Genomic DNA, 24,516 nt, shown 5'->3' with positions numbered 1-24,516 from the left:
CCTGACGGCGGCGGACGAGGGTTCAGGTCTCGTCCGCCGCCCGCGTCAGGGACGCAGCCGGGTCACCGCCCACACGGCGGTGGCGGAACACAGGGCCGCGGCTGCCGCCAGGGCGAAGCAGGCTCCCACCGGCAGGCGCCCGAGCGCCAGCCCCGCGGCCACCGAACCCACCGAACTTCCGGCGTTCACGGCGGCGTTCACCCACGCCCCGGCCCGGGTCCGTGCCGACTCGCCCGCCGTCTCGTCGGCGAGCAGGTAGGCCGTGGTCAGGGTCGGCGCCACGAACACGCCGGTGGCCGTCATGGCCAGGCCAAGGGTCCAGACCCCGGGAGCCAGCCCGGCGACAGCCAGCGCCGACCCCATGCCCACCGTCAGCCTTACCAGCCGGGCGGCGGCCGGGAGGCGCCAGTCCACCGCCCCGTTCAGCAGGCCGCCCACCGCGCTGCCCACCGAGAGCGCCGCCAGCACCCAGGGGACGGCCTCGGTGCCGTTCGGCCGCTGCTCGGCGAAGGCCATCACCAGCAGGTCGGCACCGCTCAGGGCGAGTCCCAGCCCGGCGGCCGCGACCACCGGGGCCGCCGGGAAACGCCCGGGCGCCGCGCCGGCCGTACGCTTCGAGGCGGTCACGCCCCGCACCGCCGGTGACGTCACGAACGCGCAGGTACCGGCCAGCATGAGCACCGCGCTCAGCAGCAGCCCGGCCGGCGGCGGACCGAACCGCAGCAGCAGGCCGACCAGCGCCGGGCCGGACACGAACAGCAGCTCCTCGGCGACCCCGTCCAGGCTGTAGGCCCGCCGGAGCAGCGCCGGCTCGTCGACCAGGCGGCCCCACACCGCCCGCATGGTGGGGCCGAGCGGTGGCGCCAGGCAGCCGGAGAGGGCGGCGGTGACGGCGAGCGCCGCCGCAGGAGCGCCCGGACGCCACGTCAGGGCGGCGAGCAGACAGAGCACGCCGCTGTAGGCGGCCGCCATGGGAGGCAGGGCCCGCCGGGGGCCGTACCGGTCCACCAAGGTCGCCCGGACCGGCAGCAGGACGACCGCGGCGCCGCCGAAGAGGGCCATCACCAGCCCCGTCACGGCGTAGGAACCGGTGGCGCGGGTCACGGACAGCAGGACGGACAGGGAGACGGTGCCGTAGGCGAGGCGGGCCGCGAGGGCGGCGAGGAAGGTGCGGCGCGCGTGCGGGACGCGCAGGACGGCGGCGTACGACGGTCGCCGGGCAGGTGCGGGGCGCGATGAAGTCAGCGCGGACATGGGGCGGTTCCTCGGGCGGAGGCGGAAGGGGGAACACCTGTGCGCGCCACGGCACGGGACATCGCGGTGCCGGTGGCGCGGGTGCCCGCTTACGCCATGGAGAGGAACATGCGGGTCAAAATAGCAGCCGGGGCCGTCCGCCGGTCACGATCGGTTCTCCGTCAGCCCCGCCACCAGTTCGTCGGCCGCGCGGTACGGGTCGAGTTCGCCGGTGACGATACGTTCGGCGAGCGCGCCGATCTGGCGGTCTCCGTGGAGATCGCCGATGCGTGCGCGCAGCGCCGTCACGGCGATGGTCTCGACCTCGCGGGCGGCGCGGGCCAGCCGGCGCTCGGCCAGGACGCCCCGCTCCTCCATCCAGGCGCGGTGCTTCTCCAGGGCTTCCACCAGCTCGTCGATGCCCTCGGCGCGGGCGGCGACCGTCTTGACGATCGGGGGGCGCCAGTCGCCGGGGCCCCGGGACTCGCCGAGCCCGAGCATGTGGTTCAGTTCGCGGGCGGTGGCGTCCGCGCCGTCCCGGTCGGCCTTGTTGACCACGTACACGTCGCCGATCTCCAGGATTCCGGCCTTGGCCGCCTGGATGCCGTCGCCCATTCCCGGGGCCAGCAGGACGACGGACGTGTCCGCCTGGGAGGCGATCTCCACCTCCGACTGGCCCACGCCCACCGTCTCGACGATGACCACGTCGCAGCCGGCCGCGTCCAGGACGCGGATGGCCTGCGGGGCCGCCCACGCGAGGCCGCCGAGGTGGCCTCGCGTGGCCATGGAGCGGATGTAGACGCCGGGGTCCGAAGCGTGGTCGGACATCCGGACGCGGTCCCCGAGCAGGGCGCCTCCGGAGAAGGGGGAGGACGGGTCGACGGCGAGTACGCCGACGCGTTTGCCCTGTTTGCGATAGGCGGTCACCAGGGCCGAGGTGGAGGTCGACTTGCCGACCCCCGGAGAGCCCGTCAGGCCGACGACATAGGCGTTGCCCGTCAGTGGCGCGAGCGCCGCCATGACCTCCCTGAGCTGCGGGGACGCCCCCTCCACCAGTGAGATCAGCCGGGCCACCGCACGCGGCCGGCCCTCCCTGGCCTGGGCCACCAGTGAGGAGACGTCCTGCATCACAGCTCCGTTCGCTCCGTTCGCTTCCGTCGGGTCGGCGAAACCTGCTCAGGCCTTCGGCACCCGCACGATCAGGGCGTCGCCCTGGCCGCCGCCACCGCACAGGGCGGCCGCGCCGACCCCGCCGCCGCGCCGCTTGAGCTCCAGCGCGAGGTGCAGGACCAGGCGGGCGCCGGACATGCCGATGGGGTGGCCCAGGGCGATGGCACCGCCGTTGACGTTCACCGTTTCGGTGGATACCCCGAGGTCCTTCATTGACTGGACGGCGACGGCCGCGAAGGCCTCGTTGATCTCGATGAGGTCCAGGTCGCCGACCTCCAGGCCCTCCTTGTTCAGGGCGTGCCGGATGGCGTTGGACGGCTGGGACTGCAGGGAGTTGTCCGGGCCCGCCACGTTGCCGTGGGCGCCGATCTCCGCCAGCCACTCCAGGCCCAGTTCCTCGGCCTTGGCCTTGCTCATCACGACCACGGCCGCCGCGCCGTCGGAGATCTGCGAGGAGGAGCCGGCCGTGATCGTGCCGTCGCGGGTGAACGCGGGCCGCAGCCTGCCCAGCGACTCGGCCGTGGTGTCGCCGCGGATGCCCTCGTCCTTGCTGAAGACGACCGGCTCGCCCTTGCGCTGCGGGATCTCGACCGGGGTGATCTCGGCCTCGAAGACGCCGTTCTTCTGCGCTGCCGCGGCCCGCTGGTGGGACAGGGCCGCCACCGCGTCCTGCTCCTCGCGCCCGAGGCCGAGACGGGTGTTGTGCTTCTCGGTCGACTCGCCCATCGGGATGTTCTCCCAGGCGTCGGTCAGACCGTCGTACGCCATCGCGTCGAGCATCTCGATCGATCCGTACTTGAAGCCCTCGCGGGACTTGGGGAGCAGATGCGGGGCGTTGGTCATGGACTCCTGGCCGCCCGCGACCACGATGTCGAACTCGCCGGCGCGGATCAGCTGATCGGCCAGGGCGATGGCGTCGAGGCCGGAGAGGCAGACCTTGTTGATCGTGAGCGCCGGGACGCTCATCGGGATGCCGGCCTTCACGGCGGCCTGGCGGGCCGGGATCTGGCCGGCGCCGGCCTGGAGCACCTGCCCCATGATCACGTACTGCACCTGGTCGCCGCCGATTCCGGCACGGTCGAGGGCGGCCTTGATCGCGAAGCCGCCCAGGTCGGCCCCGGAGAAGGACTTCAGCGAGCCCAGCAGTCGCCCCATGGGCGTGCGCGCACCCGCGACGATCACTGAGGTGGTTCCAGCGGTTCCAGAAGTCATGAGCTGCGAATCCCCTTACCGGCTGCACTGCCGAGGAGTGAACGAGGGTTTACTTCGAATGTATTGCGTGGCACTCCGTGCCGTCATCGGGCCGTCAGTGTGATCGCTGGCACGTTGCGTAACCATCGCGGTGGCGCTGCACTGAATCCATGCTGACGCGAATCGACCACATCGGGATCGCCTGCCACGACCTCGACGCGACCGTCGAGTTCTACCGGGCGACGTACGGCTTCGAGGTGTTCCACACCGAGGTCAACGAGGAGCAGGGTGTCCGGGAGGCCATGCTCAAGATCAACGAGACGTCCGACGGAGGCGCCTCCTACCTGCAGCTTCTGGAACCGACCCGGGAGGACTCGGCGGTCGGCAAGTGGCTGGCGAAGAACGGCGAAGGGGTGCACCACATCGCCTTCGGTACCGCCGACGTCGACGGTGACGCCGCGGACATCCGTGCCAAGGGCGTACGCGTTCTGTACGAGGAGCCACGGACCGGCTCCATGGGGTCGCGGATCACCTTCCTGCACCCGAAGGATTGCCACGGTGTACTGACAGAACTGGTCACTTCGGCGGCTGTTGAGTCACCTGAGCACTGACCCTCGTACATATGGGCCGGTAGGGTTGGGGCCGGTCGTCCCTTCGTACGTTCGCAGGGCCGGGGCGGCCGCATGCCGGGGTCCGGGTTTCGGGGGACGAGCGTCGGGGCAGCAGCCCGTGCTCCGCCGCTGATCTGACACCATTCCCCGGGGGCCCCGTTCGACGGAAGAACGGAGCTCGTTCGGAGAAGGTTGCGACCAGGGGACGGATGGGACCGCGCAGTGCGGGGCTACGAGAGCCAGGAGCGAGAGCCGGCGGCTGACGTCGACCACCTCTCTCGGTTCGAGGCCGAGATGAAACGGCTGAAGACCGAGCGGGAAAAGGCGATCCAGCATGCCGAGGACCTCGGCTACCAGGTCGAGGTGCTGCGCGCCAAGTTGCACGAGGCGCGCCGCACCATCATGTCCCGGCCCGCGTTCGACGGCGGTGACATCGGGTACCACGCCGAGCAGCTGCTGCGGAACGCCCAGGTGCAGGCCGACCAGATCCGCCAGGAGGCGGAGCGGGTGGCCGCGGAGGCGCGGGCGCAGACCCAGCGCATCCTCCAGGAGCACGCCGAGCAGGCCGCGCGGCTCCAGACCGAGCTGCACCAGGAGGCGGTGACCCGCCGCCAGCAGCTGGACCAGGAGCTGGCCGAGCGCCGGCAGACCGTCGAGTCGCACGTCAACGAGAACGTGGCATGGGCCGAGCAGCTGCGGGCCCGGACCGAGTCCCAGGCCCGGCGGCTGCTCGACGAGTCACGGGCCGAGGCCGAGCAGGCCATGGCCACCGCCCGCGCCGAGGCCGAGCGGATCGCCACCGAGGCCCGCCAGCGGGTGGCCGGCGACGCGGAGGCGGCTCGCGCCGAGGCCGAGCAACTGCTGCTGCGCGCCCGCCGGGACGCCGAGCGGCTGCTGAACGCCGCCTCCACGCAGGCCCAGGAGGCCACCGACCACGCGGAGCAGCTGCGCAGCTCCACCGCGACGGAGTCGGACACGGCCCGCCGGCAGGCCGGCGAGCTGAGCCGGGCCGCCGAGCAGCGGATGGCCGAGGCCGAGGAGGCACTGCGCAAGGCGCAGTCCGAGGCCGAGAAGCTGGTCACCGAGGCGGAGGCGAACGCCACCAAGGCCCTCTCCAGCGCCGAGGCCACCAACCAGCAGCGCACCCAGACGGCCAAGGAGCAGGTCGCCCGGCTGGTCAGCGAGGCCACCAAGGAGGCCGAGGCCACCAAGGCGAGCGCCGAGCAGGTCGTCGCGGACGCCCGCGCCGAGGCCGAGAAGATCATCGCGGAGGCCTCCGAGAAGGCCCGCACCCTGACCGCCGAGGAGAGCGCCTCCCAGCTGTCCAAGGCCGCCAAGACCGCCGAGGACGTCCTGAACCGGGCGGCCGAGGAGGCCAGGAACACCACCAAGGCGGCCGCCGAGGAGGCCGAGCGGATCCGCACCGAGGCGGAGACCGAGGCGGACCGGCTGCGCGCCGAGGCGCACGACATCGCCGAGCAGCTCAAGGGCACGGCGAAGGACGACACCAAGGAGTACCGCGCCAAGACGGTCGAGCTGCAGGAGGAGGCCCGCCGGCTGCGCGGCGAGGCCGAGCAGCTGCGTTCCGACGCGGTGGCCGAGGGCGAGTCGATCCGCGCCGAGGCCCGGCGCGAGGCCGTGCAGCAGATCGAGGAGGCGGCCAGGTCCGCCGAGGAACTGCTCGCCAAGGCCAAGGCCGACGCGGACGAGCTGCGGCAGACCGCCACCACGGACAGCGAGAAGGTCCGCACCGAGGCCATCGAGCGGGCGACGACGCTGCGCCGGCAGGCCGAGGAGACCCTGGAGCGCACCCGCCAGGAGGCCGACCGGCACCGCACCGAGGTCCTGGAGCAGTCCGAGTCCCTAAAGGAGGACGCCGAGCGGGCCGCGCGCGAACTGCGCGAGGAGACCGAGCGGGGCGTGGAGGCCCGGCGCGCGGAGGCCGCCGAGGAACTGACCCGGCTGCACACCGAGGCCGAGGAGCGGTTCGCGAGCGCCGAGCAGTCGCTCACCGAGGCCCGCGAGGAGGCCGGCCGCATCCGCCGGGAGGCGGGCGAGGAGACCGAGCGGCTGCGTTCCGAGGCCACCGAACGCATCCGCACGCTCCAGCAGCAGGCCGAGACCGAGGCCCAGCGGCTGCGCGACGAGGCCGCCGGCGACGCGTCCGCGTCCCGCGCGGAGGGCGAGTCCATCGCCGTACGGCTGCGGTCCGAGGCCGCGGCCGAGGCGGAGCGGCTCAAGCAGGAGGCCCAGGACACCGCCGACCGGGTCCGCGCCGAGGCGCAGGCGGCGGCCGAGCGGCTGTCCACCGAGGCGTCCGAGACACTGGCCGCCGCCCAGGAGGAGGCCACCCGGCGCCGGCGTGAGGCCGAGGAGCTGCTCGGTTCCGCCCGCCAGGAGGCCGACCAGGAGCGCGAGCGGGCCCGCGAGCAGAGCGAGGACCTGCTGGCCCAGGCCCGCAACCGGGTCGAGGAGGCGCAGGCCGAGGCCGTACGGCTGGTCGAGGACGCGGACCGGCGGGCCACCGAGATGGTGTCGGCCGCCGAGCTCCACGCCCAGCAGGTGCGGGACTCGGTCTCCGGGCTGCACGAGCAGGCCCAGGAGGAGATCTCCGGACTGCGGTCGGCCGCCGAGCACGCGGCGGACCGCACGCGCCGGGAGGCCGAGGAGGAGTCGGACCGGGTCCGCGCGGACGCCTACGCCGAACGGGAGCGGGCCAGCGAGGACGCGACCCGGATCCGCCGGGAGGCGTCCGAGGCGTCCGAGGCGGCGACGGCGCTGGCCGAGCGGACCGTGTCCGACGCCGTGGCGGAGTCGGAGCGGCTGCGTTCGGAGGCGGCTGCGCACGCCCAGCGGGTGCGCACCGAGGCCTCCGACGCCACCGCGCAGGCCGAGCAGGACGCGGCGCGCACCCGCGCCGAGGCCCGGGAGGACGCCAACCGGCTGCGTTCGGACGCGGCGACGCAGGCCGACACCCTCATCACCGAGGCCCGCAACGAGGCCGAGCGGCTGCAGAGCGAGACCATCACCGAGGCCGACCGCGTCCGCGCGGACGCCATCGCCAAGGCGGAGAAGCTGATCGCGGACGCCTCCGGGGACGCGGAGCGGCTGCGCGCCGAGGCCGCCGAGACGGTCGGCTCCGCACAGCTGCACGCCGAGCGGACCCGGGCCGACGCCGAGCGGCTCAAGGCCGACGCGGAGGCGGCGGTCGAGCGGCTGCTCAACTCCGCCCGCGAGGAGGCCGAGCGGACGCTCGACGAGGCCCGCAAGGACGCCAACAAGCGGCGTCAGGACGTGGCCGAGCAGGTCGACACCCTCATCAACGAGACGACCGCCGAGGCCGACAAGCTGCTCACCGAGGCGCAGCAGCAGGCCCGCCAGACCACCGCGGACGCCGAGGCGCAGGCCGACAGCATGGTGGGCGCCTCCCGCAAGGAGGCCGACCGGCTGGTGGCCGAGGCCACGGTCGAGGGCAACTCGCTGGTGGAGAAGGCCCGCACGGACGCGGACGAGCTGCTTGTCGGCGCCCGCCGGGACGCCACCGCCATAAGGGAGCGGGCGGAGGAGCTGCGCGACCGCATCACCAGCGAGATCGAGGAGCTGCACGAGCGGGCCCGCCGCGAGGCCGCCGAGACCATGAAGTCCACCGGCGACCGCTGTGACGCGCTCATCAAGGCCGCCGAGGAGCAGCTCGCCAAGGCCCAGGCCAAGGCGAAGGACCTGGTGTCGGAGGCGAACTCCGAGGCGGGCAAGGTCCGGATCGCCGCCGTCAAGAAGGCCGAGGGGCTGCTCAAGGAGGCCGAGCTGAAGAAGGCCACGCTGGTCCGGGAGGCCGAGGAGCTCAAGGCCGAGGCGGTCCGCGAAGCCCGGGCCACGGTCGACGCCGGCAAGCGCGAGCTGGAGATCCTGGAGCGCCGCCGCGAGAACATCAACGGCGAGATCTCCCGTGTCCAGGACGTCCTGGAGGCATTGGAGTCCTTCGAGACCCCGGGGGCCGGCAAGGACGGCGGAGTCAAGGCGGGCAGCACGGTGGGTGCCCCCCGATCGGGTGGCAAGTCGTCAGAAGGATAGAGTCCGGTGCCGGTTCTGTAATGCTCTGGTGCTTTTGACCGAATCTTTGACAGAGCCTTTGGCAAGCGATCTCACAGCTAGCCACCCAAAAGGGGTGTCATTCTCCAGATCAAACACGTATCCGCTCGATGACACACCGCTTCGGCCCCTAGGATTCCACCTATCACCTCACCGGTCTCACTCGACAGGAACCCCATGAGCGACACTTCCCCCTACGGCTTCGAGCTTGTGCGGCGTGGGTACGACCGCGCTCAGGTGGACGAACGGATCTCCAAGCTCGTCTCCGACCGTGACAGCGCTCTCGCCCGCATCACCGCTCTGGAAAAGCGCATCGAGGAGCTCCACCTCGAAACGCAGAACGCCCAGGCCCAGGTAACCGACGCGGAGCCGTCGTACGCCGGCCTCGGCGCGCGGGTCGAGAAGATCCTTCGCCTCGCCGAGGAAGAGGCCAAGGACCTGCGCGAGGAGGCCCGCCGGGCGGCCGAGCAGCACCGTGAGCTCGCCGAGTCGGCCGCCCAGCAGGTTCGCAACGACGCGGAATCGTTCGCTGCGGAGCGCAAGGCAAAGGCCGAGGACGAGGGCGTCCGGATCGTCGAGAAGGCCAAGAGCGACGCGTCGCAGCTGCGTTCCGAGGCCCAGAAGGACGCGCAGTCCAAGCGTGAGGAAGCGGACGCGCTCTTCGAGGAGACCCGCGCGAAGGCCGCGCAGGCCGCCGCCGATTTCGAGACGAACCTCGCCAAGCGGCGCGAGCAGTCCGAGCGCGACCTGGCCTCGCGTCAGCAGAAGGCCGAGAAGCGCCTCGCCGAGATCGAGCACCGCGCGGAGCAGCTGCGCCTCGAGGCGGAGAAGCTGCGCACGGACGCGGAGCGTCGGGCGCGTCAGACCGTCGAGACGGCTCAGCGTCAGGCCGAGGACATCGTCGCGGACGCGAACGCCAAGGCCGACCGGATCCGCTCGGAATCCGAGCGCGAGCTGGCCGCGCTGACCAACCGCCGCGACAGCATCAACGCTCAGCTGACCAACGTCCGCGAGATGCTGGCCACGCTGACCGGTGCGGCGGTCGCCGCGGCGAGCAGCCCCGTGGAGGACGAGCCGGTCTCCCGTGGGGTCCCGGCCCAGCAGTCCCGCTAGGCGTTGGCGACATCAAAGGCCCGTGCCCCTTCGGGGGTACGGGTCTTTGTCGTACCGCTGCGGGTGGACTGTGGTGGCTCGCACACTTCCCCGCCCCTTTCAGGGGCGCCAGGTGCACGCCCCTGAAAGGGGCGGGGAACTACCCGAACGGCCCCCGCGGCTCCGCTCCGGTGGCAGGCCCGGGAGGCCGGTCTTAGCGTGGCCGCATGATCGAGCTGGAGGGCCTGACCAAGCGCTACGGCGACAAGACCGCGGTCGACGGCCTCACCTTCGCCGTGCGGCCCGGCATCGTGACCGGATTCCTCGGACCCAACGGGGCCGGGAAGTCCACCACCATGCGGATGATCCTCGGGCTCGACCATCCCACCGCCGGCCACGTGCGGATCGACGGCAAGCGGTACGAGCAGCTCAAGGACCCGCTGAGGTACATGGGGGCGCTGCTCGACGCCAAGGCCGTGCACGGCGGGCGCAGCGCCTTCAACCACCTGCTGTGCCTGGCGCAGAGCAACGGGATCCCGAAGGCCCGGGTGGCCGAGGTCCTGGACACCGTCGGACTCACGGCGGTCGCGCGCAAGAAGGCCAAGGGGTTCTCGCTGGGCATGGGGCAGCGGCTGGGGATCGCCGGGGCGCTGCTCGGGGACCCGCGGATCCTGATGTTCGACGAGCCGGTGAACGGGCTCGACCCGGAGGGGATCCACTGGATCCGGACCCTGATGAAGTCCCTGGCCGGCCAGGGACGGACCGTGTTCGTCTCCTCCCACCTCATGAGCGAGATGGCGCTGACCGCCGAGCACCTCGTCGTCATCGGCCAGGGACGGCTGCTCGCCGACACCTCCATGGCGGACTTCATCCGGACGAACTCGCGGTCCTACGTCCGGATCCGCTCCCCCCAGCGCGAGCGGCTGCTCGACGTGCTGCACGCGGCCGGGATCACCGTCGTCCAGACGGGGACCGGGGCGCTGGAGGTCGAGGGCGCGAAGGCCGAGCCGATCGGGGAGCTGGCCGCGCAGCACGGGATCGTGCTGCACGAGCTGAGCATCCAGCAGGCCTCGCTGGAGGAGGCGTTCATGCAGTTGACGGCGGAGTCCGTGGAGTACCACGCGCACGCCGACCCGGCCCCGGTGCCGCAGGGCTGGGGCTCCGGCTGGGACAAGGGGGCGTGATGGCGGTCGTCACTCAGGTCGTGCGGTCCGAGTGGACCAAGATCCGGTCGGTCTCCTCGACCGTGTGGACGCTGTCGCTGGCCGTGGTCGTCAGCGTGGCGCTCGGGACGCTGCTGTCCGCGCTCGCGGACAGCCACTTCTCCGACATGCCCGCGCGGGAACGGGTCTCCTTCGACCCGACGAACATCAGCTTCGCCGGGCTGACCCTCGGGCAGCTCGCGATGATCGTGTTCGGGGTGCTGGTGGTGTCCAACGAGTACAGCACCGGCATGATCCGCACCTCGCTGGCCGCGGTACCGCAGCGCGCCACCTTCCTCTTCAGCAAGATCGCGGTGGCGACGGGTCTGGCGCTGGTCGTCGGACTGGTGACCAGCTTCGCCGCGTTCTTCCTCGGGCAGGCCATGCTCGGCTCGCACCGGGCCCACCTGGGCGACACCGGGGTGCTGCGCGCGGTCATCGGGGGCGGTCTCTACATGACGCTCATCGCGATGTTCTCCATGGGGGTGGCCACGATGCTGCGTTCGCCGCTGCTCTCCCTCGGCATCCTGATGCCGTTCTTCTTCCTGATCTCCAACATCCTCGGCAACGTCGACGCGACCAAGAAGATCGGCCGGTTCCTGCCGGACCAGGCGGGCAGCCACATCATGCAGGTGGTGCCGAGGGCCGGCGACGACGTCCCGTACGGGCCCTGGGGCGGCCTCGGGATCATGGGGCTGTGGGTGGCCGCCGCGCTCATCGGCGGGTACGCGCTGCTGAAGAAGCGGGATGCCCAGTGACCGGACCGATACGGACCGGCTTTGCCAGCTCTTGATGGGAACCGTCAGCGCCCCGATATCCTCCTAACCCTTACGGGGGCGTCTGCCCTGCTGTCCTGATCCTTTCGATGGGTGCGGAGCATGATCGAGGCTGTCGGCCTGACCAAGCGCTACGGCGACAAGACCGCCGTCTACAACCTTTCCTTCCAGGTACGGCCCGGCGCCGTCACCGGCTTCCTCGGGCCCAACGGTTCGGGCAAGTCGACGACCATGCGGATGATCCTGGGTCTGGACAACCCGACCGCGGGCGCCGTGACGATCGGCGGCTACCCCTACCGGCGGCTGCCCAACGCCGCCCGCCAGGTCGGCGCGCTGCTCGACGCCAAGGCGGTGCACGGCGGCCGGTCCGCCCGCAACCATCTGCTCTCCCTGGCCCAGCTGTCCGCCATCCCGGCCCGCCGGGTCGACGAGGTGCTCGGGGTGGTCGGCCTGCAGGGCGTGGCCGGCAAGCGCTCCAAGGGCTTCTCGCTCGGCATGGGCCAGCGCCTCGGCATCGCCGCCGCGCTGCTCGGGGACCCCCAGGTGCTGCTCTTCGACGAGCCGGTCAACGGCCTCGACCCGGAGGGCATCCTCTGGGTGCGCAACCTGATGAAGTCGCTCGCCGCCGAGGGCCGTACGGTCTTCGTCTCCTCCCACCTGATGAGCGAGATGGCGCTGACCGCCGACCACCTCATCGTCATCGGGCGCGGCCAGCTGCTCGCCGACATGAGCGTGACGGACTTCATTTCGGCCAACTCCGCCGACTTCGCGCGGGTGCGGACCCCGGACACCGAACCGCAGCTGCGCGAGAAGCTCGGCTCGGCGCTGACCGAGGCCGGCGGCCACGTCATGCCCGAGCAGGACGGGGCGCTGCGGGTGACCGGCCTGCCGCTGCCGCGGATCAGCGACCTCGCGCACGAGGCGGACGTACGGCTGTGGGAGCTCTCACCGCACCAGGCCTCCCTCGAAGAGGCGTACATGCGCATGACGCAGGGCGCCGTCGACTACCGGTCCTCGATCGACCAGAAGGCGGGCCTCCAGCAGCCCCTGCCGCCCGGTGCCCTTCCGCCGATGCCGGTGCCCGGGCAGGGCCAGCCGGGCTGGTACGCCCCGCCGCCGCCCCAGCAGGGCGGTCAGCCGTTCGCCGGGCCGTACGGCGCACAGGGAGCGCCCGCGGGCGCGTACGGCGCCCCACAGGCCCCTTACGGGGCTCCTCAGGCCGCTCCCCGCCCCAACCCGTACGCCGCCCCGGCCCAGGCGCCCGCCCCGGTGCCACAGCCGGCCTCCGACACTCCCGCCCCCGCCGGCCCCGCCGGCCCCGCCGGCCCCGCCGACCTGACCAAGCCCGAGGACGCCCGATGAGCACCCACCAGCCCCCGATGCCGCAGGCAGCCCCGGCCGCGCCCGACTGGCAGGCGGCGCCCGGCGGTCCGTACCCCGGTTACACCTCGCCGATCCCGGTGGTGCGCACGCACCTCGGCCACGCCATCGCCTCCGAGTGGACGAAGATCCGTTCGGTGCGCTCGACGATCTGGACGCTCGGCGTCTTCGTGCTCCTCGTCGTCGGCATCGGGCTCCTCGTCGGCGCGGTGGTCAGCAACTCCGCCTCGACCGAGGACCTGTCCGGCGAGAGCGCGCTGTCCCTCGGCTTCTTCGGGCTGCTGCTCGGCAGCATGTGCATCATCACGCTGGGCGTGCTGACCACGGCCTCCGAGTACGGCACCGGAATGATCCGTACGACGATGGTCGCCTGCCCCTCCCGCGCGCGCGTGCTCGCGGCCAAGGCGATCGTCTTCTTCGGGCTCGCGTTCGTGATCACCCTCGCGGTCAGCGCGTTCGTGGCCATGACGCAGGTCTCGATGCTGAACGACGTCGCGCGGACGCCCACCGGCGGGGAATGGCTGAAGGGCACCGTCGGTGTCAGCCTCTACATCGCGCTGCTCGGGCTGCTCTCGCTGGTCATCGGTTCGGTCATCCGGCACTCGGCGGGCGCCATCACCATCATGATCGGCGCGGTGCTCGCCCCGCTGGTGATCGCGCTGTTCATGTTCTCGTCGTCGCTGGAGAAGGTGCGCACGGCCCTGTTCGAGTACTCGATCCCGAACCAGCTGAGCGTCTTCTACTCCAACTCCCTCAGCGACTCCGGCCCTTCGGGCTGGGACCCGCTGTGGATCATCCTGCTCGTGACCGCCGTCGCGTTCGGCGGCGCGTACCTGCTGCTGGAGAAGCGGGACGTGTGAGTCTCCTCCCGCTCTAGAACTTCGGCGCGTTCCTGGACCGCTGCACCCGTGTGGTGCGGCGGTCCTTCGCGTTCCAGCAGGCCTTGTGCCAGTGCCGGCGCTCGTCGACGCCCGAGTGCTCCGGCCAGGCGACGACGTGCGGGACGCCGGAGGGGATCACCTGGTCGCAGCCCGGGCAGCGGTAGGTCTTGCCGATCGCGCTGGCACCCGCGACGTGCCGCACGCTCCACTCCTCGCCCTGCCAGCTCTCGCTGGACTGCCAGCCGCCGTAGCGGTCCGCGCGGTCGTCCTCGGCGCTCCGGGCGGAGGCGGAGGCTCCGTTCGGGCCGTTGGCTCGGTTGCGACGCGGGGACACAGGACACCTCACGGGGCTATACAGGAAGCAGGAGCTGTCTCCAGCCTACGACGCGCGCTCGGGGGTACGCGAAGGGCACCAACCGCCACAAGTCCCCCTCCACGGCGACCCATTCTCCAGACAATCCGCAAATCTCTTCGCCAGGCCGTGTCCTCGGCACGTGTCAGACGGTTATGCCCGGTGGGGGAGCTCCGAGTAGGAGCCAGGAAAGCAGGAAATGCGATGCACGTAGGAAGTTTTGTCCTGGCGGCCCAGTTCCCGGGCCAGGGCCAGGGGGAGGCACTGCACCGGGCGGTGCGCACGGCGGAGGTGGCCGAAGAGGCCGGCCTGGACGCGGTCTGGCTGGCCGAACACCACTTCGTGCCGTACGGCACCTGTCCGTCCGCGGTCACCCTGGCGGCTCTGCTGCTGGGCCGCACCAGGCGTCTGCGAGTCGGTACGGCGGTGAGCGTACTGCCGACGGTCCACCCGGTGGCGCTCGGCGAACAGGCCGCACTGCTGCACGTCACGAGCGGCGGCCGCTTCACGCTCGGCGTGGGCCGGGGCGGGCCGTGGGTGGATCTGGAGGTGTTCGGGGCCGGTCTCGAAGCGTATGAACACGGCTTCCCGGAATCACTCGAACTGCTGATGCGCTGGCTGCGCGAACCCGCCGTGTCGGCCTCCGGGCCCCGCTTCTCCTTCCGCGAAGTCCCGGTCGTGCCGCGCCCGTCGGAGGCGCTGACGGAGGCACCGGGGCCGGAGGTGGTGGTCGCCTGCACCTCCCCGGCGAGCGTCCGGCTGGCCGCCGAGCACGGGCTGGCGATGCTGCTCGGGATGCATGTCGGGGACGAGGAGAAGGCCGAAATGGTCGCGCTGTGGCGCCGGCACGCGCGGGCCGCCGGACGACCCGCCGAGGAGATCCTCGGCGCGGCCCACGTCTCGGCCGGCGTCTGCCAGATCGCCGACCGGCGCACCGACGCCGTGGAAACGCTGACGAAGGCGATGCCGGGCTGGCTCAAGCAGGGCCTGGAGGCCCATATGACGGTGGACGGCCGCTTCCGCTCCATGCGCGATCCGCTGGCCTACACCGAACTCCTCTGCGGACTGCACCCGGTGGGAACCCCGCGGCTGTGTGCCGACCGGCTCGCGGCGACCTCCGAGCGGACCGGAATCTCCCGTTTCGCCCTGCTGACCGAGGGCTCGGGAGATCTTGCGGCCACGGAGGAGAACGTACGACGGCTGGGTGCCGAGGTACTGCCGCACCTCCGGTGACCTCACAACTGCGCGGGGAGCTTGCCGCCCCAGTGACTTATTGCACCTCCCGCGTGTGGAGCGGCAAGCAAGCGGCTCACTGCGTCAGCAGCACCGGAGCTCCGCGTCAGCAGTCCCGGAGCTCCGGGGACTGGTTCAGCAGTTGGTTGCGCACCGAGGTGAAGCGGGCCAGCGTCGCGTCCACCGAGGCGTCCAGCGGGAACACCGCTACCCGGTGGCAGTTCTGGAAGGCCAGCCGGACACCGAAGTGCCGCTGCAGGGCGCCGCGTATGGCGTCACTCGCGAGCGCACGCAGCAGCTGACCGCGTGCCTGCTCGTCCGGCGGGGGCGTCTGGTTGTCGGCGAACTCTCCGCCGTCCACCTTCAGCTGGGCCACCAGGGAGCTGATCATCTCCCATGCGTAAGGCAGGGAGGTCCGGACGCAGTCGACGAAATCTGCTTCGTCGACCTCGCCTCGCTCGGCCTGTTCGAGTAGGGCCGGTGAGACGTCGAGCGACATGGGTTCTCCTCTCGCACCCCCGAACAGCAGGGGTTGCCGGACAGGTAGGGGGAGTTCGCGATACCGGACACGCTGAGTGCACACACAGCGACCTCCCGTTCACTACGGTAGGCAACGTACGGTGACGCCACCAGGAGATTGCGTATATGCGACGGTCCCTTTAGGCACACAATCGGCCAGAGTTGAACAGGCGTGTGCAGGCGACTCGTCAGGACCGGTCGCGGCGGCCGGTCGGAGGCCGGTCTGACGGTGGCTGGGCGAATCGCGTGGAGGGCGGGGCGTCGAGTAGCGTTGCCGACCATGCGTCTCGTCATCGCCCGGTGCTCCGTCGACTACGCCGGCCGGCTCACCGCCCACCTTCCCTCGGCCCCCCGTCTGATCCTGGTCAAGGCGGACGGCAGTGTCTCCATCCACGCGGACGACCGGGCCTACAAGCCCCTCAACTGGATGTCGCCGCCGTGCACCCTCAAGGAGGGGTCGGGCGGCGAGGAGGGCGTCTGGACGGTCATCAACAAGGCGGGCGAGAAGCTCATCATCACGATGGAGGAGGTCCTGCACGACTCCTCGCACGAGCTGGGTGTGGACCCGGGTCTGATCAAGGACGGCGTGGAAGCGCACCTGCAGGAGCTGCTGGCCGACCGCATCGAGACGCTCGGCGAGGGCTACACCCTGATCCGCCGCGAGTACATGACGGCGATCGGCCCGGTGGACATCCTGTGCCGGGACGCGGACGGCCAGACCGTCGCCGTCGAGATCAAGCGCCGGGGCGAGATCGACGGCGTGGAACAGCTCACCCGGTACCTGGACCTGCTCAACCGCGACCCCCATCTCGCCCCCGTGCGGGGCGTCTTCGCGGCCCAGGAGATCAAGCCCCAGGCCCGCGTCCTCGCCACCGACCGCGGCATCGGCTGCGCGGTCCTGGACTACGACGCGCTGCGGGGCGTGGAGGACGACAAGCTGCGGCTGTTCTGAACGCCGGCCGGCCGGCCGCCGCCCCACACGGCCGAGGGCCGGTCTCCACGCGGGAGACCGGCCCTCGGGCGTTGCTCAGATGACCGTGCCGGTGGATGTTCCCGGGCGGACACCCTCCGACGCGCTCGACGTGACGACGGTCGGGGTGTCGGAGGTCGGGCCGCTGGCGGAGTCGGTCGTGCTGGGGGTGTCGCTCGGGGAGGCGCTCTCCGAGGGGGTGGCCGACGACGTCTCGGACGGGGGGGTCGAGGACGGCGGTGTCGTCGGCGGCTTCGTCGGCGGGCTGGACGACGGCTTGGTCGGTTTCACTGACGGCTTGCTCGACGTCCCTCCGCCGCCCGAAGAGCCCTTCGTTCCGGTCGGCGTCTCCGACGGGGTCACCTCGTCCGACGGCGGCGTCGGATCGTCCGACGTGCCGAGCGTGCCGTCGGGGCCGGGGTCCGTCGGTTTGGTGGACGTCATGCCCGTGTCGCCCGCACCCGGCGACTGCTTGGGATCGGCGTCGAGGCCGCCGTCGCCCGCACCCGCCGACGGGTTGACGCTCACCTTGTCGGCCGGGTCGTCGGCGTTGTCGTGGGAGGTCATGCCGAGCCCCACCACCGTGCCGAGGACCGCGGTGAGCAGGACACCCGCGCTCACCGCCACCAGGTTGCGGCGGGCCATGCGCACGAGACCGCCGCCCCGCGCCGCCGGCGTGTGCTCCGGGACCCGGCGGGTGACCACCGTGTCCGAGATCGGGGAGTGGACGGCCGGGAAGGGCGTCGTGACACCGCCCGCCGGGGATATCGACTCCTCGTGGCGGGCGTCGGAGATCTCGTCGCCCACCATCGCGGCGAGGCTGGGAATGACCTCGCCCAGGCGGTCGGCGACCAGCGCCAGCGCCCGCCGGCCGACCGTCGTACCCCGCTTGTCGGAGAGCGCGCCACGCAGCCCGATGGAGGCCTCCAGCTCCGCCCGGGCCTGGTCCAGCTCGTCGGCGCAGAGCGCGAGTATCCCCAACTCGTGATGGAAATAGGCTTGTTCCCCTACCTCGCCGGAGAGGCGGGCCGCCTCCGCGCCGGCCCGGAGCACACGTTCCCAGGCGCTCCAGTGCAGTCCGGCCGCGAACGCGGGCGCGGCCGTGCGGGCCAGTCGCACCGGCGTGGACTCCTCGCCCTCGGCCGGAGGCACGGTGGCCGGGACGAGGACCGCCAGGGCGGCGAGGACCGCGTCGGCCTCGGCGCACACCCGGTCGGGGGTGACCGAGGGGTGCCCGGCCCACCAGGAGTAGTGCCGGCCGGCGGCGAGGGCCTGGGCTTCGATGTCGTCGGCGTACCCGGCGGCCTCCAGCTGCTGCTGGACGCCCGCGGCGAGCCGGTAGCGGGAGCCGACCGGGGAGACCAGTCCGCAGCCCGCCAGTTCGCCGAGGGCGGCGTCCGCGTGGGTGTCGCCCACCAGGGCGGGCAGGTGGGCCTGGTGCGGGATCTCGCCGCCGAGGGCGACCGCGAAGCGCAGGGTGGCGCGGGCGGAGGCGCTGAGGCGGGCGGCGAGCAGCGGGGCGGGCGCGGCGGCCTCGCCGAGGGACGGCAGCGGGATCTCTTCGGCCGCGTCGGCGTCGAAGTGCGCGTCGGCCGGCAGCTCGGACAGGTCGGACAGGTCGGAGGCGAAGACGCCGAACTCGTCGACGGCGCCGGTGCTGGCCCGCAGCTGGTCGCGCTGGCGCAGCAGGGCGCCCGCCTGGACGAACCGCAGCGGCAGGCCCTCGGACTCGAACCAGAGGTCGCCGGCCCAGTTGGCCTCCTCCTCGCTGAGCACCCGGCCGACCGCGCGCTCCAGGATGTCCACTCCCCCGGCCCGCTCCAGGCCGCTGAGGAACACCTCCTCGACGGCGGAGTCGGCACTGGGCGCCGGTACGTCCGGGGTGGCGGCGATCAGGAAGGCGCACTCCGGGGTGGCGTCGATCAGCTCGTCGAGTCCGGAGCCGCCGAACTCGATGTCGTCGAGGACGACGACCGCGCCGATCTCTCCGGCCAGTTCGAGGAGCTCGTCGTGGCCGGGCCGGTGCGCGGGCGCCTTGTAGACGGCGTAGAAGAGGTCGCGGAGCAGGTCCTCGGACGTGCGGTGGAAGCCGTTGAGGCGGACCACGCCGTCGGGGGCGAGGTCCGAGCAGTCGTCGGCGACCAGGTCGAGGAGGGCGGTGCGGCCGGAGCCCGCGGGGCCGGTGAGGCGCACGGAGCGGCCGCGGGCGAGCAGGCGTACCAGGCGTTCGCGGTCGTCCTGGCGCTCCAGGAGCGGCAGCTCGGGCCGGCTGGGACCGGGCGGCACCGGCGGCCGGGCGGCGCGCTCGTACTCGGCGCGTTCGGCGGCGGTGCGCTTCTCCGGTGCGGCGGGACGTTCGGTCGGCGGGCAGGGTTCTATCTCGCTGCCGTCGACCGGGTTCACGGTCAGCAGGAAGTCGCCGGAGACCAGCCGCGCCGTGCGGACGACCGCCGGCGTGCTCTGGCCGAAGTCGTTGGTGAGGGATTCCCTCGGCGGGCGCTGGCGCGGCGCGGCGCCCGACCCGGTCTCGAACAGGCTCGGCCGGGAGACACCTCCCTCGTCCTGTCCGTACGCCTCGGGTCCCGGGTTGATCGGGTCCATAGGTTCCTAGCCCCCCAAAAGCGTGGTGTGCCGTGAATTCGGGCCCCTCCCGGCCTGTTGCACACTGCACTGTCGCTTCTGGTCCGGGCCCGCGCTCGAAGGGTGACAAGGCAGCGGGCGACCGAACCCTAAACCTTCGCACAGTATCTACGACAGTCCGGGGTACCGCGCCGTCCAAGACATCACAGTCTCGTGAGGATTGCGCCTGACATGCGCTTGTGCGCGGTCCGTCCGGGTCAGCCCCGCCGCCCGGTTCCCACCGCGTCCCGCCCGTTCACCGCCGCACACCCGTTCACCGCCACGCACTCGGTCGCCGTCGCACACCCGGTCCAGGCCTGGCGCCCCTCACCGAGTGTCACACCCGTGGCAGCGACTCCACCCCGATACCCCCCTCGATCGCCAGGATCCGGTGCAACCTGGTGGCCACCAGCAGGCGCTGCATCTGCGGCGGCACGCCGCGCAGCACCAGACGGCGGCCGCAGCGGCCGGCCCGCCGGTGGGCCCCCATGATCACCCCGAGTCCGGTGGCGTCCCAGGAATCCAGCTCGGACAGGTCCAGTACCAGATCGCCGACTCCGTCGTCGACGGCCGAGTGCAGGACCGTGCGGGCGTCCGCCGCGCTGCGAACGTCGAGGCGGCCCCCGACGACCAGCTCGGCGTGGTCGCCCCTGATGTGCATATGCGCTCCCCGAGAGTGCGTGTCCTAGTCCGTGAAAGTGATGTCCGGTGATGCAACCTCTGACTGCGTTCGACGGCCAGAGGTTGCCATCTGTAAGCGAACCGATACCGAATTCACCCTCGAGAGTGAAACTCTCGAGCCTTGTGCGTTTTCGGAATCGGTTCAGAATATTTCCGTACTAATGCCATGCCGATGGCGCACTGATGTTTCAGTACGTATAGAAGCCCTGCCCGCTCTTGCGCCCGATGTCACCGGCGTCAACCATCCGGCGCATCAGCTCCGGCGGTGCGAACTTCTCGTCCTGCGACTCGGTGTAGATGTTGCCCGTGGCGTGCAGCAGGATGTCGACGCCGGTGAGGTCCGCCGTGGCCAGCGGGCCCATGGCGTGGCCGAAGCCCAGCTTGCAGGCCAGGTCGATGTCCTCGGCGGTGGCGACGCCCGACTCGTAGAGCTTGGTGGCCTCGACGACCAGCGCCGAGATCAGCCGGGTGGTCACGAACCCGGCGACGTCCCGGTTGACGACGATGCAGGTCTTGCCGGTGGACTCGGCGAACTCGCGTGCGGCGGCGAGCGTTTCGTCGCTGGTCTTGTAGCCCCTGACCAGTTCCACGAGCTGCATCATCGGCACCGGCGAGAAGAAGTGGACGCCGACGACCCGCTCGGGATGCTCGGTGGCCGCCGCGATCTTCGTGATCGGGATGGCGGAGGTGTTGGAGGCGAGCACGGCCTCCGGGCGCACGATCTTGTCGAGCGCACGGAAGATCTCGTGCTTGACCTCCAGCTTCTCGAAGACGGCCTCGACGACGATGTCGGCGTCGGCGACCGCGTCCAGGTCGGTGGTCGTGGTGATGCGGGCCAGGGCGCCGTCGGCGTCGTGCGCCTCCAGCTTCCCCTTGCTCACGAACTTGTCGTACGAGGCCTGGATGCCCCCGACGGCACGCTCCAGCGCCTCGTCGGTGACGTCCCGCAGGACCACGTCCCAGCCGGCCTGTGCGGCGACCTGGGCGATGCCGGAACCCATCAGGCCGGCACCGATGACGGCAAGTTTCCGTGCCACTCCGCTCCCCTTACACGCTGTTGAGGTATGCCTCTTGGGCGGGACCCTAGCGCTCGCGAGGGGCCGGGAAACCCGGTAAGTAATGCGTGTCACGGTCTCAAGGTGTGAGACAACCGTCACGTCCGGTCAGCCGTGCCCCGCGACGCGGTCCGTTCCCGGCCACACACCGCGTCGTTGAGCGCGTTCTCGCCCGTCCGCGGCCGGCCGGCCGCCGTCACCTTCGCGACACCCGCCGTGACGGTGGGCACACGCGCGTTCCGGACCGCCGGGGCGTAACTACGCTGGTCGTATGGTCAATCTGACGCGCATCTACACCAGGACCGGCGACCAGGGCAGCACCGCCCTCGGGGACATGAGCCGGGTCGCCAAGACCGATCTGCGGATCTCGGCGTACGCGGACGCCAACGAGGCGAACGCGGCGATCGGCGCGGCGATCGCGCTGGGCGGGCTGGACGAGGAGGTCGTCAAGGTGCTCACCCGGGTGCAGAACGACCTCTTCGACGTCGGCGCGGACCTGTGCACGCCCGTGGCCGAGAACCCGGAGTTCCCGCCCCTGCGGGTCGAGCAGTTCTACGTCGACAAACTGGAGGCGGACTGCGACCGCTTCAACGAGCGGCTGGACAAGCTCCGTTCGTTCATCCTGCCCGGTGGCACCCCCGGCGCGGCCCTGCTCCACCAGGCCTGCACCGTCGTACGGCGGGCCGAGCGGTCGACGTGGGCCGCGCTGGAGGTGCACGGGGAGGTGATGAACCCGCTGACCGCGACCTACCTCAACCGGCTGTCGGACCTGCTGTTCATCCTGGCCCGCACGGCCAACAAGGACGTCGGGGACGTGCTGTGGGTACCGGGCGGGGAGCGCTGAGTCCGGGCGGAACCACCCGGCCGGGCGGCAAGCGGTCCAGTCTATAGAGGAGTTGGAGGGGACGACACCCGCTTCCGGATAGTGGTCCAGACCTATTGACCGGTGGTCCAGACCTTTCTATTCTCGCGGCACTGTGGGTGCGAAGGCTCAGTCGCGCCCCCCAACTCCCCATAGGAGGCGCAGGATGCGCTTCAGACACAGAGCCGCGGCCGGGTTCGCGACCCTGTTGCTCCCGCTGGCCGGTCTGGTCGGTCTCGCGGGCCCCGCCCAGGCCGCGACCACCGCCACCGCCACCTACACCAAGACCCAGGACTGGGGTACCGGCTTCGGCGGCCAGTGGACCGTCAAGAACACCGGTACCACGTCGATCAGTTCCTGGACCGTCGAGTGGGACTACCCCTCCGGCACCTCGGTCACCTCCGCCTGGGACGCGGACGTGACGTCCTCCGGCACCCACTGGACCGCCAAGAACAAGTCCTACAACGGCTCGATCGCCCCCGGCGCCTCGGTCTCCTTCGGCTTCAACGGCGCGGGCTCCGGCTCCCCGAGCAACTGCCTCCTCAACGGCGCAAGTTGTGACGGCGGCACCACCGTCCCGGGTGACGCGGCGCCCTCCGCGCCCGGCACCCCGACCGCCTCCTCCGTCACCGACACCTCGGTGAAGCTGAGCTGGTCCGCCGCCACCGACGACAAGGGCGTCAAGAACTACGACGTGCTGCGCGACGGCAGGGTCGTCTCCACCGTGACGACCACGTCGTACACCGACTCGGGTCTCACGGCCGGCACCGACTACTCGTACACGGTCCAGGCCCGCGACACCGCGAACCAGACCGGCCCGGTCAGCGGCGCCGTCTCCGTCCACACCACCGGCGGTACGACCACTCCCCCGCCCACCGGCGACAAGGTCAAACTCGGCTACTTCACCGAGTGGGGCATCTACGGCCGGAACTACAACGTCAAGAACCTGGTGACGTCCGGTTCCGCCGCCAAGATCACGCACATCAACTACGCGTTCGGCAACGTGACGAACGGCCAGTGCGCGATCGGCGACTCCTACGCCGACTACGACAAGGCGTTCACCGCCGACCAGTCGGTGAGCGGCGTGGCCGACACCTGGGACCAGCCGCTGCGCGGCAACTTCAACCAGCTGCGCGAGCTGAAGGCCAAGTACCCGAACATCAAGATCCTGTGGTCCTTCGGCGGCTGGACCTGGTCCGGCGGGTTCGCGCAGGCCGCGGCCAACCCGACCGCGTTCGCGAACTCCTGCTACAACCTGGTCGAGGACCCGCGCTGGGCCGATGTCTTCGACGGCATCGACATCGACTGGGAGTACCCGAACGCCTGCGGGCTGAGCTGTGACACCAGCGGGGCCGCGGCCTACAAGAACCTGATGGCCGCACTGCGCGCCAAGTTCGGCTCGAACAACCTGGTCACCGCGGCCACCACCGCGGACGGCACCTCCGGCGGCAAGATCGACGCCGCCGACTACGCGGGCGCCGCCCAGTACGTCGACTGGTACAACGTGATGTCGTACGACTTCTTCGGCGCCTTCGACGCGGACGGCCCGACCGCCCCGCACTCCCCGCTCACCACCTACACCGGCATCCCGACGCCCGGCTTCACCACGGCCGACGCGATCGCCAAGTTCAAGTCGAAGGGCGTCCCGGCGAGCAAGCTGCTCATCGGCATCGGCTTCTACGGCCGCGGCTGGACCGGCGTCACCCAGTCGGCACCGGGCGGCTCGGCGACCGGTCCGGCGCCGGGCACCTACGAGCAGGGCATCGAGGACTACAAGGTCCTCAAGACGTCCTGCCCCGCCACCGGCACGGTCGCGGGCACGGCGTACGCCTACTGCGGCAACAACTGGTGGTCCTACGACACTCCCGCCACGATCGCCGGGAAGATGAGCTGGGCCAAGACCCAGGGACTCGGCGGCGCGTTCTTCTGGGAGTTCAGCGGTGACACGAGCGACGGCGAACTGGTGAGCGCCATCAACGCGAACCTGTGACAACGGGTCCCGAGCGACACCGGCGCTCCCCCCGGACCTAGTCCGGGGGGAGCCCCACCCAGCGGGTGAATGTGGCTACGCCACATTCACCCGCTGTCCTGGCGGGGCTGCTTCCAGCCACGCGAGGAATCCGGTCAGGGCGTCTTCGCTCATGGCGAGTTCGAGGCGGGTGCCCCGATGGACACAGGTGAGGATCACCGCGTCGGAGAGCAGGGCCAGCTCCTCCTCGCCCTCCGGGAGACGGCGGCCGGCCACCTCGATGCGGTCGCGTGCCAGGACCCGGCGGGGGCGGTAGGCGTAGGAGAAGACGCGGTACCACTCGACGCTGTCGCCGTTGTAGCGGGCGACGCCGTAGCTCCAGCCCTTGCCGCTGGTGTCCGTCTTCTCGGGTACGTCCCAGCGCAGCGAACAGTCGAAGGTGCCACCGGAGCGCTGGATCAGTCTGCGCCGCAGCCCGAACAGGAAGAGTCCCACCACCACGAGCGCGACCACGATTCCGCACACAGTCAGAGCGAGGACCATCGGCACCGACCTCCTCGTCTCCTAGGTAATGGAACGTAAAAAGACCCAGATCTACCTCAGCCGCGGCTGGGACCGGATGGCTCCGGTC

General features: G+C 71.4%; 20 protein-coding genes. 11 read left to right on the top strand and 9 right to left on the bottom strand.

The features are described from left to right. Positions 1–45: 45 nt before the first annotated feature. The 3 genes from ACFXI4_RS36845 to ACFXI4_RS36835 form a co-directional block, all read right to left on the bottom strand. Positions 46–1,254: an MFS transporter gene (locus ACFXI4_RS36845; RefSeq protein WP_384999648.1), complete on the bottom strand. Its 1,209-nt coding sequence runs from the start codon at positions 1,252–1,254 to the stop codon at positions 46–48. 144 nt (positions 1,255–1,398) lie between these two features. Next, positions 1,399–2,361 carry a methylmalonyl Co-A mutase-associated GTPase MeaB gene (meaB, locus tag ACFXI4_RS36840; protein WP_362727504.1) on the bottom strand — a complete coding sequence of 321 codons (963 nt, stop codon included), beginning with the start codon at positions 2,359–2,361 and terminating at the stop codon, positions 1,399–1,401. A 48-nt stretch (positions 2,362–2,409) separates the two neighbouring features. After that, positions 2,410–3,615, bottom strand: coding sequence for an acetyl-CoA C-acetyltransferase (locus ACFXI4_RS36835; protein ID WP_384999645.1), 1,206 nt, complete (start codon positions 3,613–3,615; stop codon positions 2,410–2,412). A gap of 149 nt (positions 3,616–3,764) precedes the next feature. Between ACFXI4_RS36835 and mce the strand changes: the two genes are divergently transcribed. The 7 genes from mce to ACFXI4_RS36800 all read left to right on the top strand — a co-directional run bounded on the left by mce (position 3,765) and on the right by ACFXI4_RS36800 (position 13,604). After that, positions 3,765–4,205, top strand: a complete 441-nt coding sequence (gene mce, locus ACFXI4_RS36830; protein ID WP_362727496.1) for a methylmalonyl-CoA epimerase — start codon at positions 3,765–3,767, stop codon at positions 4,203–4,205. Positions 4,206–4,427: 222 nt separating this feature from the next. Then, on the top strand, positions 4,428–8,276 hold the full coding sequence (gene scy, locus ACFXI4_RS36825) for a polarized growth protein Scy (RefSeq protein ID WP_384999640.1): 3,849 nt from the start codon (positions 4,428–4,430) through the stop codon (positions 8,274–8,276). 195 nt (positions 8,277–8,471) lie between these two features. Then, positions 8,472–9,407, top strand: a complete 936-nt coding sequence (locus ACFXI4_RS36820) for a cellulose-binding protein (RefSeq protein ID WP_362729537.1) — start codon at positions 8,472–8,474, stop codon at positions 9,405–9,407. Between the two features lie 206 nt (positions 9,408–9,613). Continuing rightward, on the top strand, positions 9,614–10,570 hold the full coding sequence (locus tag ACFXI4_RS36815) for an ABC transporter ATP-binding protein (RefSeq protein WP_384999637.1): 957 nt from the start codon (positions 9,614–9,616) through the stop codon (positions 10,568–10,570). Then, complete coding sequence (locus tag ACFXI4_RS36810; protein ID WP_384999634.1) at positions 10,570–11,346, top strand: ABC transporter permease; 777 nt, start codon at positions 10,570–10,572, stop codon at positions 11,344–11,346. Before ACFXI4_RS36815 ends, ACFXI4_RS36810 begins: the two co-directional genes overlap by 1 nt. Positions 11,347–11,466: 120 nt before the next feature. Further along, a complete protein-coding gene (locus ACFXI4_RS36805; RefSeq protein WP_384999631.1) occupies positions 11,467–12,726 on the top strand; it encodes an ABC transporter ATP-binding protein in 1,260 nt (419 codons plus the stop codon). Then, positions 12,723–13,604, top strand: coding sequence for an ABC transporter permease (locus ACFXI4_RS36800; RefSeq protein WP_362725294.1), 882 nt, complete (start codon positions 12,723–12,725; stop codon positions 13,602–13,604). The genes ACFXI4_RS36805 and ACFXI4_RS36800 overlap by 4 nt, the downstream gene beginning before the upstream one ends. 13 nt (positions 13,605–13,617) lie before the next feature. Here the strand turns inward: ACFXI4_RS36800 and ACFXI4_RS36795 are convergent, their stop codons facing one another. After that, positions 13,618–13,959, bottom strand: a complete 342-nt coding sequence (locus ACFXI4_RS36795; RefSeq protein WP_384999628.1) for an ATP/GTP-binding protein — start codon at positions 13,957–13,959, stop codon at positions 13,618–13,620. A gap of 222 nt (positions 13,960–14,181) precedes the next feature. Between ACFXI4_RS36795 and ACFXI4_RS36790 the strand changes: the two genes are divergently transcribed. Then, entirely contained in the window at positions 14,182–15,210 is a 1,029-nt protein-coding gene (locus ACFXI4_RS36790; protein WP_362725283.1) for an LLM class flavin-dependent oxidoreductase, read from the top strand. A 106-nt stretch (positions 15,211–15,316) separates the two neighbouring features. On the opposite strand, the gene ACFXI4_RS36785 is transcribed toward ACFXI4_RS36790, so the two are convergent. Beyond that, complete coding sequence (locus tag ACFXI4_RS36785; RefSeq protein WP_351321987.1) at positions 15,317–15,709, bottom strand: SCO5389 family protein; 393 nt, start codon at positions 15,707–15,709, stop codon at positions 15,317–15,319. A 300-nt stretch (positions 15,710–16,009) separates the two neighbouring features. On the opposite strand from ACFXI4_RS36785, the gene nucS reads away from it, so the two are divergent. Next, the gene (gene nucS / locus ACFXI4_RS36780) at positions 16,010–16,681 is read left to right on the top strand and encodes an endonuclease NucS (RefSeq protein WP_362725289.1); all 672 of its coding nucleotides are present in this window, start codon (positions 16,010–16,012) and stop codon (positions 16,679–16,681) included. Between the two features lie 75 nt (positions 16,682–16,756). Here nucS and ACFXI4_RS36775 read toward each other — a convergent pair whose 3' ends face one another. From ACFXI4_RS36775 to ACFXI4_RS36765, 3 genes are all read right to left on the bottom strand, one after another. Then, positions 16,757–19,300 (bottom strand): ATP-binding protein, encoded by a 2,544-nt coding sequence (locus ACFXI4_RS36775; protein ID WP_384999623.1) that lies wholly within the window; start codon positions 19,298–19,300, stop codon positions 16,757–16,759. Between the two features lie 355 nt (positions 19,301–19,655). Then, complete coding sequence (locus tag ACFXI4_RS36770; protein WP_186284954.1) at positions 19,656–19,979, bottom strand: STAS domain-containing protein; 324 nt, start codon at positions 19,977–19,979, stop codon at positions 19,656–19,658. A gap of 208 nt (positions 19,980–20,187) precedes the next feature. Then, positions 20,188–21,036, bottom strand: a complete 849-nt coding sequence (locus tag ACFXI4_RS36765) for a 3-hydroxyacyl-CoA dehydrogenase family protein (protein ID WP_384999620.1) — start codon at positions 21,034–21,036, stop codon at positions 20,188–20,190. 289 nt (positions 21,037–21,325) lie between these two features. On the opposite strand from ACFXI4_RS36765, the gene ACFXI4_RS36760 reads away from it, so the two are divergent. Beyond that, the gene (locus ACFXI4_RS36760) at positions 21,326–21,898 is read left to right on the top strand and encodes a cob(I)yrinic acid a,c-diamide adenosyltransferase (RefSeq protein ID WP_362726401.1); all 573 of its coding nucleotides are present in this window, start codon (positions 21,326–21,328) and stop codon (positions 21,896–21,898) included. A gap of 184 nt (positions 21,899–22,082) precedes the next feature. Next, a complete protein-coding gene (locus ACFXI4_RS36755) occupies positions 22,083–23,906 on the top strand; it encodes a glycosyl hydrolase family 18 protein (protein ID WP_384999615.1) in 1,824 nt (607 codons plus the stop codon). A gap of 75 nt (positions 23,907–23,981) precedes the next feature. Here the strand turns inward: ACFXI4_RS36755 and ACFXI4_RS36750 are convergent, their stop codons facing one another. Then, positions 23,982–24,428, bottom strand: coding sequence for a DUF2550 domain-containing protein (locus tag ACFXI4_RS36750; RefSeq protein ID WP_384999612.1), 447 nt, complete (start codon positions 24,426–24,428; stop codon positions 23,982–23,984). Positions 24,429–24,516: the final 88 nt, after the last annotated feature.

The sequence above is a fragment of the Streptomyces sp. NPDC059224 genome (assembly GCF_042754285.1).
Lineage (GTDB): Bacteria > Actinomycetota > Actinomycetes > Streptomycetales > Streptomycetaceae > Streptomyces.
Note: the sequence above shows the minus strand (reverse complement) of the source record. Positions and strands in the feature narration are given on the sequence as shown.

What these genes read in the sequence shown, in the direction of transcription:
- ACFXI4_RS36815 (WP_384999637.1), top strand. Translation starts at nt 9,614, where the DNA reads ATGATCGAGCTGGAGGGCCTGACCAAGCGCTACGGCGACAAGACCGCG.
- nucS (WP_362725289.1), top strand. Translation starts at nt 16,010, where the DNA reads ATGCGTCTCGTCATCGCCCGGTGCTCCGTCGACTACGCCGGCCGGCTC.
- ACFXI4_RS36760 (WP_362726401.1), top strand. Translation starts at nt 21,326, where the DNA reads ATGGTCAATCTGACGCGCATCTACACCAGGACCGGCGACCAGGGCAGC.
- ACFXI4_RS36820 (WP_362729537.1), top strand. Translation starts at nt 8,472, where the DNA reads ATGAGCGACACTTCCCCCTACGGCTTCGAGCTTGTGCGGCGTGGGTAC.
- ACFXI4_RS36810 (WP_384999634.1), top strand. Translation starts at nt 10,570, where the DNA reads ATGGCGGTCGTCACTCAGGTCGTGCGGTCCGAGTGGACCAAGATCCGG.
- ACFXI4_RS36800 (WP_362725294.1), top strand. Translation starts at nt 12,723, where the DNA reads ATGAGCACCCACCAGCCCCCGATGCCGCAGGCAGCCCCGGCCGCGCCC.
- ACFXI4_RS36750 (WP_384999612.1), bottom strand. Translation starts at nt 24,428, where the DNA reads ATGGTCCTCGCTCTGACTGTGTGCGGAATCGTGGTCGCGCTCGTGGTG.
- ACFXI4_RS36785 (WP_351321987.1), bottom strand. Translation starts at nt 15,709, where the DNA reads ATGTCGCTCGACGTCTCACCGGCCCTACTCGAACAGGCCGAGCGAGGC.
- ACFXI4_RS36805 (WP_384999631.1), top strand. Translation starts at nt 11,467, where the DNA reads ATGATCGAGGCTGTCGGCCTGACCAAGCGCTACGGCGACAAGACCGCC.
- ACFXI4_RS36845 (WP_384999648.1), bottom strand. Translation starts at nt 1,254, where the DNA reads ATGTCCGCGCTGACTTCATCGCGCCCCGCACCTGCCCGGCGACCGTCG.
- ACFXI4_RS36790 (WP_362725283.1), top strand. Translation starts at nt 14,182, where the DNA reads ATGCACGTAGGAAGTTTTGTCCTGGCGGCCCAGTTCCCGGGCCAGGGC.
- ACFXI4_RS36770 (WP_186284954.1), bottom strand. Translation starts at nt 19,979, where the DNA reads ATGCACATCAGGGGCGACCACGCCGAGCTGGTCGTCGGGGGCCGCCTC.
- ACFXI4_RS36755 (WP_384999615.1), top strand. Translation starts at nt 22,083, where the DNA reads ATGCGCTTCAGACACAGAGCCGCGGCCGGGTTCGCGACCCTGTTGCTC.
- meaB (WP_362727504.1), bottom strand. Translation starts at nt 2,361, where the DNA reads ATGCAGGACGTCTCCTCACTGGTGGCCCAGGCCAGGGAGGGCCGGCCG.
- ACFXI4_RS36775 (WP_384999623.1), bottom strand. Translation starts at nt 19,300, where the DNA reads ATGGACCCGATCAACCCGGGACCCGAGGCGTACGGACAGGACGAGGGA.
- mce (WP_362727496.1), top strand. Translation starts at nt 3,765, where the DNA reads ATGCTGACGCGAATCGACCACATCGGGATCGCCTGCCACGACCTCGAC.
- ACFXI4_RS36835 (WP_384999645.1), bottom strand. Translation starts at nt 3,615, where the DNA reads ATGACTTCTGGAACCGCTGGAACCACCTCAGTGATCGTCGCGGGTGCG.